Consider the following 12,760-nt stretch of genomic DNA (forward strand, 5'->3'; position numbering starts at 1 on the left):
CGGTCAACAGATTTTGACAATAAGGCTGCGTCTCACAATATTCGTTGATTGAGGAAACAGGTTTGAATCCTGCCGAGGTCACTTTAAAAAACCCTGCATTGTAATGCAGGGTTTTTTATTTTTTTTAAGGTGTTTTACGACAATGCTGCTCACTAAACACGAATCAATTCAACTATTGTTTGCTCATCCTACCGAGGGCATAAATTCTTTCTCAATAGCTATTCGGAGCTGATAAACTTTCCGTCTTCTTTGATCAAAAGCAACTTTTTGCTAAATGGGCTTACCAAAGAAAGGTTCCATCCCGATGGGTGCGTATCAAATTTCACCTCTATAGACTCACCTTCCAGTTTTATCTTTAAACCTTCCATTTTTTTCCAAGTCGTTTTCGGATTTTCTTTTGATTTTAAGATCTTGCGATAAATCGAATACAATTGCCATTTGATTCTTTCATCCAAGGGCATGTCAAAGACTTCTTTTGAACCTAAACCTCGTTTTGAAAAATACACATAACCCCAATGCTCAGGTTCATGCATATTTATCACCCATTGAGGTGACCAAACCCAATTATACTCTGGTAGAAACTTACCTTGTTCATCTCTCTTTCTCGAATACTTTTCATCATTTAGGTCATAATCCCAATTGACCCTAGAAAAATTAATTCGCCAAAAATCACCTTTTGGAACCTTTCCTCCACGCGATACTTCCGTAATCACCGCCCAAGGCATGGCTATCTCAACACTCCAGCTGTCATCTATATCAGAAGCATTGTTCAATGTTCCGTTAATCGATACAGCCGTTTTTATGCCTTGAATATCCCAACTATCAATTATTTTACCATGGTTACGATAGGGCTTTGTCAAGAATAAATCCCAAACGGTATTCAAGGCGTTCATCTCAAACTCATAATAATTATGAGTATCCCCATCGGGGTCTATAAATATTTCAAAATCATTGTTGTAGAAAATAACGGTATCTCGTTGTTTGAGAGTGGCCCAGATATGAGGTTCTTCCATTTCTGCATAGAAATATAGATACTCCTCATCATAAACCATTTTCATGCGCGTTTTGTATTTTGGTTTGATCATACCTTCTATATCGATAAAATCATCGCTCCACAAGGCTTTATCCCACGTGGTTTCATTCGCAAGGCCATCAACAACAATTTCATCGGCCCTTTCATAGGCTACATAAACCTTCGGCCCTTCTTGGGCTTCTAGTCTAATCAACAAAAAGAATATAGATATTAGAATTAGCCTTGACAATTTAGGCAATGAAAGTAAGTAATACTGGAGCATTCGATTGATAGTTTGGTAAGCGGCAAAAGTATGTATTAAAGAGAACTCATTTGAAACTGAAAATCCATTTTTATGAAATCGGCAAAAGTTTATGTAGTTTCAGTAAGCTTTACCAATATCTCGATTACATTGTAACAATTATTACCTAGCCGTATTTGCGTTACCATAACTTTGCACCAAATTAAAACCTATGGACTTCATCTTAGACCCTTGGCCTTGGTTCGTTACAGGCCCTTTGATTGCACTAGTCATGCTGTTACTCATCTTTTTTGGAAAAACCTTTGGGATGTCAAGCAACCTGAGGACATTCTGCAGTATTGGAGGCGCGGGAAAGTATTCAGACTTCTTTAGGTTCGATTGGAAAGCGCAACGCTGGAACCTAACTGTGGTATTGGGCGCCATTATAGGCGGCTTTCTAGCAACAAGCGTATTATCGAACAGCGCGGCTATTGATCTGAACCCCGAAACCGTTACAGATTTACAAGAATTGGGTTTCGAAAATGCAGGAAAAAGTCTTTTGCCACCGGAAATCTATGCTTGGGAATATGCCCTAAGCCTTAAAGGTCTCGCTATTCTAATAATTGCCGGGTTTTTAGTGGGTTTCGGCACCCGTTATGCAGGTGGCTGTACCTCTGGACACGCCATTACGGGCCTTAGCAATTTACAGTTACCCTCTCTCATTGCCGTAATCGGATTTTTTATTGGAGGATTGATTATGACCCACTTTTTGTTACCCTTAATTTTTTAAAATGAAATTTTTCAAATTTTTATTGGTCGGAATCTTTTTTGGAATTGTTCTCGTTAAATCGGAAGCCGTGTCGTGGTACCGAATTTTTGAAATGTTCAAATTTCAATCATTTCACATGTACGGAATCATTGGTTCTGCAGTCACCTTGGGTATTGTATTCGTCTTTTTGATCAAAAAACTCAAGGTCAAAAGTATTGAAGGAAAGGAAATTAATTTACCACCAAAAGAGAAGAGCGTCACCCGGTACTTATTTGGGGGCACCATTTTTGGACTTGGCTGGGCATTGGCAGGTGCCTGCCCTGGACCCATGTACATATTAGTCGGCACAGGGGTTTTTAGTATGCTCATCGTTATAGCTGCTGCTATTTTAGGAACCTTCGCATACGGTGTGCTACGCAACAAACTACCGCATTAAACGGTCAATCTATTAGCCGATTTTTTTTTAGACGATTTCGGCATTAAGGCCCGCCTGTAGCAATTTACTGCATCGGGGCTTTAAATCGTTGTACTCACCAGTTTTGACAGTACATTTTCCGTTATAATGAACAATAATAGAGCATTGCTCGGCCTGTTCCGGTGTGTGCTCGCACACATCGATCAAGGTTTCGATTACATGATCGAAAGTATTCACATCATCATTAAAAAGAATAATTTCGTTCTGCTTTACAACTGCCTCCTCTAAAAGTAATTCTTCAGAATATTTCTCTTTCAAACCCATACTCATCGATTTTAATTAATGAGACTCTTTCTAAAATACGTATTTTACTGCTACCCAATTATTTCTTGAAAGATTTTTTTCAAATTTTAATCCACAGCTAGTACATTTTTCAGATATCGCAAAAATATCGTCTTCATAGAACCCACTCACAAAAAGAGTGCCATTAGCCATTAAATTGGAAGCATACGTAGGTATGTCAGCCAAAAGAATATTTCTATTGATATTGGCCAGAATTACATCATACTTTTTTGACCCTAACAAACTAACATCTCCTTCAAAAACCTGCACCTGATCGACACCGTTACGCTCTACATTTTCGAGGGCATTGTGGTAACACCAATTGTCAATATCTATGGCATCTACGCTTCTGGCACCTTTCATGGCTGCCAAAATGGCCAGAACGCCAGTGCCGCTGCCCATATCTAGAACCGTCTTACCTTCAAAGTTATGGTCAAGTATAAATTGGAGCATCATATGGGTAGTTTCATGATGCCCCGTGCCAAAACTCATCTTAGGCTCAATGATTATATCAAAAGGCACATCGGGTTTTTCATGAAAAGGTGCTCGAACCATACATTGTTCGGCTACCTGTATAGGGGTAAAGTTCTTTTCCCAAGTGGCGTTCCAGTTTTCTTGTTCTATTTCCTTCTTTTCAAAAGAAATATCAAAATCGGCATTCTTAAGAATTTCTATGGAGTCCATTATTGCTTCTTCAAACTCTTCCTTTTGAATATAGGCCAGTACACCTGTTTCATTTTCCACAAAACTTTCAAAACCTGCTTCCCCCAATTCGGCAATTAGAATATCTGTCGCTGGTTGTAACGGTGAAACGCTAAAACTATATTCTATGTAAATGGTATTCTCCATAAAAATCAAAGAGGAGTGCAGAACACTCCCCTATTTAATTAATTCTTTCAACAAATTTTTAGATAGCCTCAATTATGGCCACAAAATCATCGGCTTTTAAAGAAGCTCCACCAATAAGTCCACCGTCAACATCGGGCTTACCAAATATCTCTTTTGCATTGGCCGGTTTTACGCTACCACCGTATAAAATAGATACATCGTTTGCCACTGAAGTGTCATAAGCCTCGGTAATGGTTTTTCGAATGAAAGCATGCATTTCTTGTGCTTGTTCAGGAGATGCGGTTTCGCCGGTACCAATGGCCCAGACCGGCTCATAGGCCAAAATAATCTTGCTCCAAGAAGAGGCGTCTAAAGAAAACAATGCGTTTTTTAATTGGCTTTCCACTACGTTGAAATGATTTTCAGACTTACGGTCTTCAAGCTCTTCCCCAAAACAGAACATTACCCTCATATTTTTATCAAGTGCGGCAGCGACTTTTTTAGCCAATATCTCATCGGTTTCATTAAAATAGGCTCTTCTCTCAGAATGACCTAAAATCACAGTATCAACACCAATATTTAAAAGCATATCGGCCGAAATTTCTCCGGTATACGCGCCGTTTTCCGCAAAGTGCATATTTTGAGCTATCACCTTAACAACTGATGATTCTAAACTACGTACCGCACCAGCCAAATTTACAAAGGTAGGTGCTACCATTACCTCAGCGTTCGTATCTGGCAGTTTGGCTGCCAACTCGCTCAATAACGCCTCGGTTTCTTCGGCATTCTTGTTCATTTTCCAGTTTCCGGCAACTATTTTACTTCTCATTTTCTTTATTCTTTGTTTAGGTAATTAGTTAATCTTTTAAATAATATGTCAGTCGAATTTCAAATCGTTCAAATCGTTGTAATGCACTTTTTGAACGATGGTTCCTTTGTGCAAAACCAAAACACCAGGGTTTGACCTGACGATGGTTTTTAAGGTTGTCTCATCAGTGAAATAAAATTCAAAAGCTAGTTTATACTGATCGATAAGGGCCTGGGTCTGCTCTTCATTGGATGCCGACATGCCGATTACCTTATAACCTGTATCTAAAGCCTTATCGGTTATTGATTTTACTTCAGGATAAATAGCTTCGTTTGTCTTTCTCAAGTCATAAGCTATAACCATCACAAGTTTCGGTTCTTGCAAAAGACCCGAAGAAAAGTCCTCACCCCCTTGTTCTATGGTAAAATCGTGTATCGGCGGCTCATAACCCTTCTGCACTTCGGTTGTCTCCACATCGACGAACTCACCATCTACCTGTGGATAATCACCTTGAGTAACTATAATCTTATCTTCACCATTCACTTTGAATCGCCAAGCGTAATCGTATATTGGTTTGGGCGCATCTTCTGGAACTGTCATACCCTCCTCTATGTTAGCACCTATTTTATACGGTCTAAAGTCGATGACAGGTAAATGGTTGAGAACATAGTTACAATAAACGATACAAACCAGAACCGAAAAAACAATTACAATTCTTCTTATCTTGATATCAAAGAGAGGCGTAATATATTTTTGTCCTATGAACAAAAGCACTATCAATACAAGTAGAATAATATCTTTTGTGAAAGATTCCCACGGGGTCAATTTGATGGCGTCTCCAAAACAACCGCAGTCGGTGACTTTATTGTAGTATGCCGAGTAGAAGGTCAAAAATGTGAAACCCACTATCATCAACAAAAGACTCCATACGGTAAATTTCACCCTAAAACCGACCAATAGCATAACGCCTAACAACACTTCAAAAATTACCACGAAAATTGAAATCGCCAAAGCGTAAGGTTCAAAAACAGGAAGGTCAAGAACACCTTGACTAAAGTATTCTTCGAGCTTAAATGAAAAACCTACCGGGTCGTTCAGCTTGATAAACCCACTTATGATAAAGAGTATCCCAACAAAAATTCGACTTATGGCTACCAGATATCTCATGAACTACTCCCCTTTTTCGTTTAAATGAATCATAGCGAAAACAGCATAATTGACCATGTCTTGATAATTGGCATCGATACCCTCGCTCACGATGGTCTTTCCTTTGTTATCCTCTATTTGCTTTACCCGAAGTAATTTTTGCAGAATAAGATCGGTCAAAGAACTAATGCGCATGTCACGCCAAGCCTCACCGTAGTCATGGTTCTTATTTTCCATGAGGGCCTTGGTAGCGGCCGAATGCTTATCATACAACTCTAAAGACTCCTTCAATTGCATATCAGGCTGGGCAGCTACCCCCTTTTCAAGTTGTACAAGGGCCATCAATGAATAGTTGATGATGCCGATAAACTCTGAGCGTTCTCCTTCGTTTACCTTTCGCACCTCATTTTCTTGCAACCCTCTTATGCGCTGAGCCTTGATAAATATCTGGTCCGTTAAGGAAGGTAGCCTTAAAATCCTCCACGCACTACCGTAATCCTTCATTTTCTTTTCAAATAGATTACGACAAGTTTTTATCACCTCATCGTACTGCTGGGAAGTTTCAGGCATGGATATCGTTTCTAATTTGCGTAAATTTCACACAAAATTTTGAATTGCTCAAAGTTCGTGTTTTAAACTTGGTTATTCAAATGTTACCGCTTGAACTTTACGTAAAATGACCATCAATTGCAAAGGCCAACTCATTGACCTCAAATCGCCCAAAGTAATGGGCATTCTGAATATTACACCCGATTCTTTCTATGGCGGAAGCCGGTTTTCAGATTCTAAATCAGTATTGAAACGAACCGAGGCAATGCTTGCTGAAGGAGCCACCTTTATCGATATTGGCGCATATAGTTCACGCCCCGGGGCCGCCCATGTAAGCGAAGTAGAAGAACTTGGCCGCATTGTACCGATTATCGAACTATTGATAAAAGAGTTTCCCTTAATTCAAATTTCTATTGATACTTTCAGAAGCAAGGTGGCTGCCGAGTGCATTCAGAACGGCGCCTCGTTGATCAACGATATCTCGGCAGGTCTACTTGATGAACAGATGCTCTCCACCGTGGCAAAACTAAAAGTACCTTACATCATGATGCACATGAAAGGAGACCCGAAAAACATGCAATCAAAAACCGAATATCAAAATCTCATTAACGACATACGCAAGTACTTTTCTGAGCGCCTAAGACTAGCAAAAGACCTCGGCATTGTTGATATCGTCATAGACCCAGGGTTCGGTTTTGCCAAAACCTTAGAGCAGAACTATGAACTACTTTCAAACCTCGAGCTGTTCAGGAATATCGAGCACCCGCTATTGGTCGGCGTTAGCCGAAAGTCGATGATTTACAAATTGCTTGACAAACAACCAGAAGAAGCTCTTAATGGCACTACAGCGCTCAACATGGCCGCGCTTCTTAAAGGCGCTAATATTTTAAGGGTTCACGACGTTAAAGAAGCAGTTGGATGTGTTAAACTTGCAGAACAGTTAAAGAGCGAATTTATTTCCTAATTTTACAAAAACCATCCGACTTGGATTTTCTTAATTTCCTGGAATTCAATATCACCGACCTACTAGACATTTTTTTGGTAGCGGTATTGCTTTACTATGTTTATAAACTGGTAAGGGGATCGGCGGCCATCAATATTTTCATCGGTATTGTTATTGTATGGGGATTTTGGAAGCTAACCGAACTATTGGGCATGGAAATGATCAGCAGTTTGGTCGGCGCCTTTATGCAAGTGGGACTGATTGCCCTCATTATAGTTTTTCAGCAGGAAATTCGAAAGTTTCTTTTGATGATAGGGTCGACCAATTTCTCAAATAGAAAAAAGTTTCTAAAGCATTTTAAATTCTTGAGGGAAGATGCCATCAATTCGACTACCGATGTTGATGCCATTGTTGCCGCTTGTAGAAAAATGAAGACCACGAAGACCGGAGCGCTTATTATACTTGAAAGAAATACGTCTTTAGATTTCATCAAAGGCTCTGGAGATAAAATGCACGCCGAAATCAACAAACCCATTATCGAGAGTATTTTCTACAAGAATAGTCCGTTACACGATGGCGCCGCTGTGATTGAAGATAATTACATTGTTGCCACCAGAGTTATCTTACCGGTATCGAACAAAAGAAACATTCCCCTACGTTTTGGTCTTCGCCACCGCGCAGCCGTAGGCATTACTGAAAAAACGGATGCTTTGGCCTTGGTCGTCAGTGAAGAGACCGGTAATATATCTTATATCAAAAATGGTGAGTTTACCGACTATGCAGACCTTGATGAGCTGGCCACGATGATTAAGGAAGATTTGCGCGATTAGGCCACTTCTTCTTCCATGAATTGCGCTTCGTAAAGTTTACTGTAATAGCCCTTTCTTTTCAACAATTGCTTGTGGGTACCGGTCTCAACGATTTGACCTGCATCCATCACAATAATCTTATCGGCCTTTTTAATAGTCGCCAAACGGTGGGCTATTATTATAGAGGTTCGCCCTTCAGTTATTCTTTCTGTTGCACGCTGAATAAGCTGTTCTGAATAGGTATCTACGGATGAGGTAGCCTCATCTAATACCAGAATACTTGGGTTGCTTACATAGGCCCTCAAAAAGGCAATCAATTGTCGCTGGCCACTTGAAAGCATCGTACCTCTCTCCTTTACATTGTATTGATACCCGCCCGGAAGACTTGAAATAAATTCATCGACCCCAATTTCATCGGCCGCCGCCTTGATAGTATCAAGAGTTATTGAAGAGTTTTTTAATGAAATATTGTTCTCTATCGTGTCGGCAAATAAAAATACATCTTGCAAAACGACCGCTATCTGAGCCCTAAGTGAACTTAGCTTAAAATCTTTGATATCGATATCATCTACCAAAATACTACCTGAATTGATTTCATAAAATCGATTGAGGAGATTAATTATTGTTGATTTTCCTGCTCCGGTTGCCCCAACAATAGCAATCGTTTCACCAGCCTGCACCTCAAAGGTAACACCGTGTAAAACCTCTTCATTTTCAACATAACCGAAACGCACATCTGAAAATTTGAGGTTGCCCCGAACATCTCCCTTTTCAATAGTACCAACATCTTGAATGTTACTTTGGGTATCTAAAATCTTGAATACCCTATTCGCCGCTACCATACCCATCTGTAAGGTGTTGAATTTATCGGCGATTTGCCTTAATGGCCTAAAAAGAATTTCTATATACAGTATAAAAGCAAAAAGGGTACCTGCGATATCTACACTAATATTGGCCACATTTTGAAGCCCACCGTACCAGACCACCAAACCTATGGCTACCGATGATACGATTTCAGCAATCGGAAAGAATATAGAGTTATACCAAACCGTTTTCAACCATGCATTTTGATGCTTCTCGTTGATACCTCTAAAGTTTTCGCTCTCTATGCGTTCTCGGGTAAATAATTGCACGATTTTCATTCCTGTAATACGCTCTTGCACGAATGAATTTAAGTTTGAAACCTCTGCCCTTACATCGATAAAAGCGACCTTCATCGCCTTCTGAAACAAACGAGTGGCATAAAGAATAACCGGCATGATTACAAAAACGATCAAGGCCAATTTCCAGTTCAAATATAACATCATGGCAGCTGCAGCCAACATTTTCAACAAATCGGCAACTATCATAAAAAAACCCTGACTAAAAATTTCACCGATGCGCTGCATATCTTGAACGGCCCTTGTAACCAAAACACCTAAAGATGAGCTATCGAAATATTTCATTCGAAAACCTAGCATATGTTTAAATAGGTCGATGCGCACATCTTTAATGACCATCTCACCCAGCCAGTTTGCATAATAGTTGAAGAGAAGCTGACTGATAACCTGAGCCAGCAGAACCCCTAACATAATGACGCTGAGATTGAGAAGCATCTCTGCGTTAGGTACCATAATGGCATTATCAATAATCTTTTGTACCAAATAGGGAATGATTACCGAAAAAACGGATAAGAGAATAGCAGCCAGCGCTACGCCATAAAATGTCAACCTATAAGGGCGCGTATGGGCCATTAAGCGTCTGAAAAGTCGAAGATCAAATGCTTTTCCAGAATCTTTATCCATTTACTTGTAAATCTTATCGGGATATAAAACAGAGGTCAAATATAACCCTTTTGCCGGTACAGACGGTCCGGCCTTACTTCTGTCTTTACTATTTATGACCGATTTAACATCGGCTTTCGTCCATTTACCTTTACCAACCTCCAGAAGTGTGCCCACCACAGCTCTCACCATATTTCTTAAAAAACGATCGGCTGTAATGGTAAAAACAAGTTGATCATCTTTGCGTTCCCACACCGCCTTCTCAAGATGGCAGATGTAAGTCTTAACATCGGTATTCGATTTTGAGAAACATTCAAAATCTTGATAATCCAACAACATAGCTGCCGCTTCGTTCATAGCTTCGACATCCGGTTGATTTTTTAAATAGTAGGCCGCATCAATATAAAAAGGGTTTTTGTTTTCTACCACCCAATATTCATAGGTTCTAGAAACCGCATCGAATCTGGCGTGGGCTTCATCATTCACCTGAAGAATATGATGTACCGCTATATCGTCAGGTAAAAATGAATTCAATCTATGAAGTGCATTGGGTATATCCTCGATAGGTTCCCCATCAAAATGGGCAAACATTTGCTTGGCATGCACACCTGCATCGGTTCGACCCGCCCCTACAAGATCAATCGATTTTCTAAAAAAGGTAGAAAAGGTGTCTTCTAAAACTTGTTGTACGCTTATAGCGTTCGGTTGCTTTTGCCAACCGTGGTAATTCTTTCCGAAGTATGAAAACTCAACAAAATATCTCAACCTTAAACCTTAGTTTTGTGCAGCACCAAAGATACTTTTCTTTTCAAAAAGCGCACAAATTTTGAAGAGGCGTGTCACTCATCTTATAAATTCAATCAACCCTGACTGAAGGTTTGCCATTAAAGGTCATTACCATTTTTTATCATGAAGAAAATTCTGCTTCTTTCGGACACCCACTCACATATCGATGAAACCATAATAAAATATGTCCGTCAAGCGGATGAAGTATGGCATGCCGGCGACATAGGCACTCTTGAGGTCACAGATAGCATCAAAAAGTTAAAACCTTTAAGAGCGGTATATGGAAATATCGATGACCATGTCATTCAAAAAGAGTTTCCCTTAAACCAGCGTTTCCATTGTGAAAAGGTCGATGTATTTATGACGCATATTGGTGGATATCCTCCAAAATACAACGTGAGAACAAGAGACATTATTAAAGAAAACCCTCCAAAACTATTTATTTGTGGGCATTCTCACATTCTTAAGGTAATGACGGACCAAAAGCTCAACGTTCTTCATATGAACCCCGGTGCTTGCGGCAAACATGGTTTTCATCAGGTACGAACGGTGTTAAGATTCAAAATCGACAATGAAGACATTAAAGATTTAGAAGTAATCGAACTTGGCAAAAGGTAATAACCTTTAATTGATAACGTAGCCCAAAAGCCAGTAAAGCAGTATAAAAACCACAATGAATCCAATGCATCCGCATTTTCCACCTCCCAGTTTTTTTGCGCCCCAGCCGGCCAATATCGCTCGTAATATATTCTTCATAATTATTTGGTTTTTGTTTATCCGTTAACTGTAAATCCTGGGTAGCAAGTCATTCCCCCATCAACAAAAATGGTCGTTCCGTTGATATATTCCGATTCATCGGAAGCCAGCCAGGAGGCAACGCTACCGATGTCTTCAGGCACTCCGATTCTTTTATAGGGTATAAGGCCTAACATACCTTCCCTACCCTCTTTGGTGCTCCAAACATCTTTATTGATTTCCGTCTTTATTGCCCCGGGAGCGATGTTGTTGCAGCGAATTTTTTTCGGTCCGTACTCTTGACAAATACTTTGCATCAGCATGATGAGAGCGCCCTTACTCGCCGCATAATTGGAATGCCCTGCCCAAGGTATAATTTCATGTACAGAACTCATATGTATGATTTTACCCAATGATTTTGAGACCTCTTTTCGCATGCCCCTTTTCAAGAATTCGCGAATTGATTCACGTGCGCACAAAAATTGACCTGTAAGATTGACATCGATCACTTTTTGCCAAGCCTCTAAGGGCATTTCGTGAAGTGCATGGTCTATTTGAATACCTGCATTGGCCACGCAAACATCGACTGTGCCGAAATGAGAAATAGTCTTGGCGAACATATCTTGAACCTCATTTTCTTTGCTCACGTCGCATTTAAAAGTGATGGCCTTGCCACAAGTACTGTTCTTTTCGATCCAATCGGCGACTTCTTCAGCCTCTTCTTTACCACTATGGTAATTGACAACAATATTTGCACCTTCGGTGCCCAAAGCCTTGGCAACCGCCTCACCAATACCGGAACTTGCCCCGGTAACTATACAGGTTTGGTTTTCAAGCCTCTTATTCGGTTTTTGCATAGCATTACTATTTACTATAAATGTAATACAAATGGCACATCTACCGAACCCTCTATTTCTTAGAATCAACATTGAAAGCAATCGAATCAAAAAATGGCTGAAGCAATAAAAAAATCCAAACTATAGAAATGCAAAAAACCCGGGAACTACCCCGGGTTTAACGCACTAATACTACTAAGATGTTAGGTTTAACGCAAACGATCCACAGATTTTACAAGATCCTCATCCTTCTTGATAGCCCTGTTGGCCAGGACCAAAAAAACGATAGAAATTACAGGAATCAACATCCCAATACCCTTCTCAGAAACCTCGGTTTCTCCAGATAAGTTTAGTGATCGGTAAACGAAAAATCCTAGTAAAAAAAGATTAATCAACAGGTTCAACCTGTTGAGCACAAATTGATTTTTTCTATTCTTGAAAAGCAAAATGGCAACAAGCGCCAATATTGCAGATATATAAAAAGCCCCGGAAATCAATATTTCATTCTGGGCATAAATCTCGTTACCATTGGCATCTGACCATAAGTTTACCCAAAAAGGCACTATGGCGACGATTAGCACAACTATAAATAAATAAACGGTCTGTATTCTTTGAATCATTGCCTAAAAAGCATAATCAGGCGCAAAAATAAGGGTCTTTTTAGAAAAAAGCGATGATGTATTGAAAATAATTTGTAATATTGTCGCGTTATTAGTTATAGCACTTACCCAAAGGAACATCTGTTCCTAGTAATACCCAGATAACAATACACTTCTTA

16 protein-coding genes are annotated in these 12,760 nt (G+C 39.8%); 5 read left to right on the plus strand and 11 right to left on the minus strand.

Features of this window, described 5'->3' with window-relative positions:
- Nucleotides 1-218: 218 nt before the first annotated feature.
- Complete coding sequence (locus D1013_RS16305) at nt 219-1,226, minus strand: carbohydrate-binding family 9-like protein (protein WP_225621419.1); 1,008 nt, start codon at nt 1,224-1,226, stop codon at nt 219-221.
- 259 nt (nt 1,227-1,485) lie between these two features.
- On the opposite strand from D1013_RS16305, the gene D1013_RS16310 reads away from it, so the two are divergent.
- A complete protein-coding gene (locus D1013_RS16310) occupies nt 1,486-2,043 on the plus strand; it encodes a YeeE/YedE family protein (RefSeq protein WP_121849843.1) in 558 nt (185 codons plus the stop codon).
- A 1-nt stretch (nt 2,044) separates the two neighbouring features.
- Complete coding sequence (locus tag D1013_RS16315) at nt 2,045-2,458, plus strand: DUF6691 family protein (protein ID WP_121849844.1); 414 nt, start codon at nt 2,045-2,047, stop codon at nt 2,456-2,458.
- A 27-nt stretch (nt 2,459-2,485) separates the two neighbouring features.
- On the opposite strand, the gene D1013_RS16320 is transcribed toward D1013_RS16315, so the two are convergent.
- The 5 genes from D1013_RS16320 to D1013_RS16340 are packed head-to-tail and all read right to left on the minus strand — an operon-like array spanning nt 2,486 to nt 6,131.
- Entirely contained in the window at nt 2,486-2,761 is a 276-nt protein-coding gene (locus tag D1013_RS16320) for an ATP-dependent Clp protease adaptor ClpS (protein WP_121850770.1), read from the minus strand.
- A 30-nt stretch (nt 2,762-2,791) separates the two neighbouring features.
- The gene (gene prmA, locus D1013_RS16325) at nt 2,792-3,628 is read right to left on the minus strand and encodes a 50S ribosomal protein L11 methyltransferase (protein ID WP_121849845.1); all 837 of its coding nucleotides are present in this window, start codon (nt 3,626-3,628) and stop codon (nt 2,792-2,794) included.
- A 58-nt stretch (nt 3,629-3,686) separates the two neighbouring features.
- On the minus strand, nt 3,687-4,436 hold the full coding sequence (gene tpiA / locus D1013_RS16330; RefSeq protein WP_121849846.1) for a triose-phosphate isomerase: 750 nt from the start codon (nt 4,434-4,436) through the stop codon (nt 3,687-3,689).
- A gap of 48 nt (nt 4,437-4,484) precedes the next feature.
- On the minus strand, nt 4,485-5,582 hold the full coding sequence (locus tag D1013_RS16335; protein WP_121849847.1) for a BT_3928 family protein: 1,098 nt from the start codon (nt 5,580-5,582) through the stop codon (nt 4,485-4,487).
- A 3-nt stretch (nt 5,583-5,585) separates the two neighbouring features.
- Nucleotides 5,586-6,131, minus strand: a complete 546-nt coding sequence (locus D1013_RS16340; protein WP_121849848.1) for a DUF1599 domain-containing protein — start codon at nt 6,129-6,131, stop codon at nt 5,586-5,588.
- A 106-nt stretch (nt 6,132-6,237) separates the two neighbouring features.
- Here D1013_RS16340 and folP point away from each other — a divergent pair, with 106 nt between their 5' ends.
- Together folP and cdaA are read left to right on the plus strand one after the other, a co-directional pair.
- Entirely contained in the window at nt 6,238-7,074 is an 837-nt protein-coding gene (gene folP / locus D1013_RS16345) for a dihydropteroate synthase (protein ID WP_121849849.1), read from the plus strand.
- 20 nt (nt 7,075-7,094) lie between these two features.
- On the plus strand, nt 7,095-7,883 hold the full coding sequence (gene cdaA, locus D1013_RS16350) for a diadenylate cyclase CdaA (protein ID WP_121849850.1): 789 nt from the start codon (nt 7,095-7,097) through the stop codon (nt 7,881-7,883).
- Here the strand turns inward: cdaA and D1013_RS16355 are convergent.
- Entirely contained in the window at nt 7,880-9,646 is a 1,767-nt protein-coding gene (locus tag D1013_RS16355) for an ABC transporter ATP-binding protein (protein WP_121849851.1), read from the minus strand. The genes cdaA and D1013_RS16355 overlap by 4 nt on opposite strands.
- Nucleotides 9,647-10,390, minus strand: coding sequence for a tRNA pseudouridine(38-40) synthase TruA (gene truA, locus D1013_RS16360; protein WP_121849852.1), 744 nt, complete (start codon nt 10,388-10,390; stop codon nt 9,647-9,649).
- Nucleotides 10,391-10,534: 144 nt separating this feature from the next.
- Here truA and D1013_RS16365 point away from each other — a divergent pair, with 144 nt between their 5' ends.
- The gene (locus tag D1013_RS16365; RefSeq protein WP_121849853.1) at nt 10,535-11,029 is read left to right on the plus strand and encodes a metallophosphoesterase family protein; all 495 of its coding nucleotides are present in this window, start codon (nt 10,535-10,537) and stop codon (nt 11,027-11,029) included.
- 6 nt (nt 11,030-11,035) lie between these two features.
- Here D1013_RS16365 and D1013_RS20605 read toward each other — a convergent pair whose 3' ends face one another.
- The 3 genes from D1013_RS20605 to D1013_RS16375 form a co-directional block, all read right to left on the minus strand.
- On the minus strand, nt 11,036-11,167 hold the full coding sequence (locus D1013_RS20605; RefSeq protein WP_262688335.1) for a hypothetical protein: 132 nt from the start codon (nt 11,165-11,167) through the stop codon (nt 11,036-11,038).
- 17 nt (nt 11,168-11,184) lie between these two features.
- Nucleotides 11,185-12,003, minus strand: coding sequence for an SDR family oxidoreductase (locus D1013_RS16370; protein ID WP_121850771.1), 819 nt, complete (start codon nt 12,001-12,003; stop codon nt 11,185-11,187).
- 188 nt (nt 12,004-12,191) lie between these two features.
- The gene (locus tag D1013_RS16375; RefSeq protein WP_121849854.1) at nt 12,192-12,602 is read right to left on the minus strand and encodes a DUF4293 domain-containing protein; all 411 of its coding nucleotides are present in this window, start codon (nt 12,600-12,602) and stop codon (nt 12,192-12,194) included.
- Between the last annotated feature and the right edge of the window lie 158 nt (nt 12,603-12,760).

The sequence above is a fragment of the Euzebyella marina genome (assembly GCF_003687485.1).
GTDB classification, from domain to species: domain Bacteria; phylum Bacteroidota; class Bacteroidia; order Flavobacteriales; family Flavobacteriaceae; genus Euzebyella; species Euzebyella marina.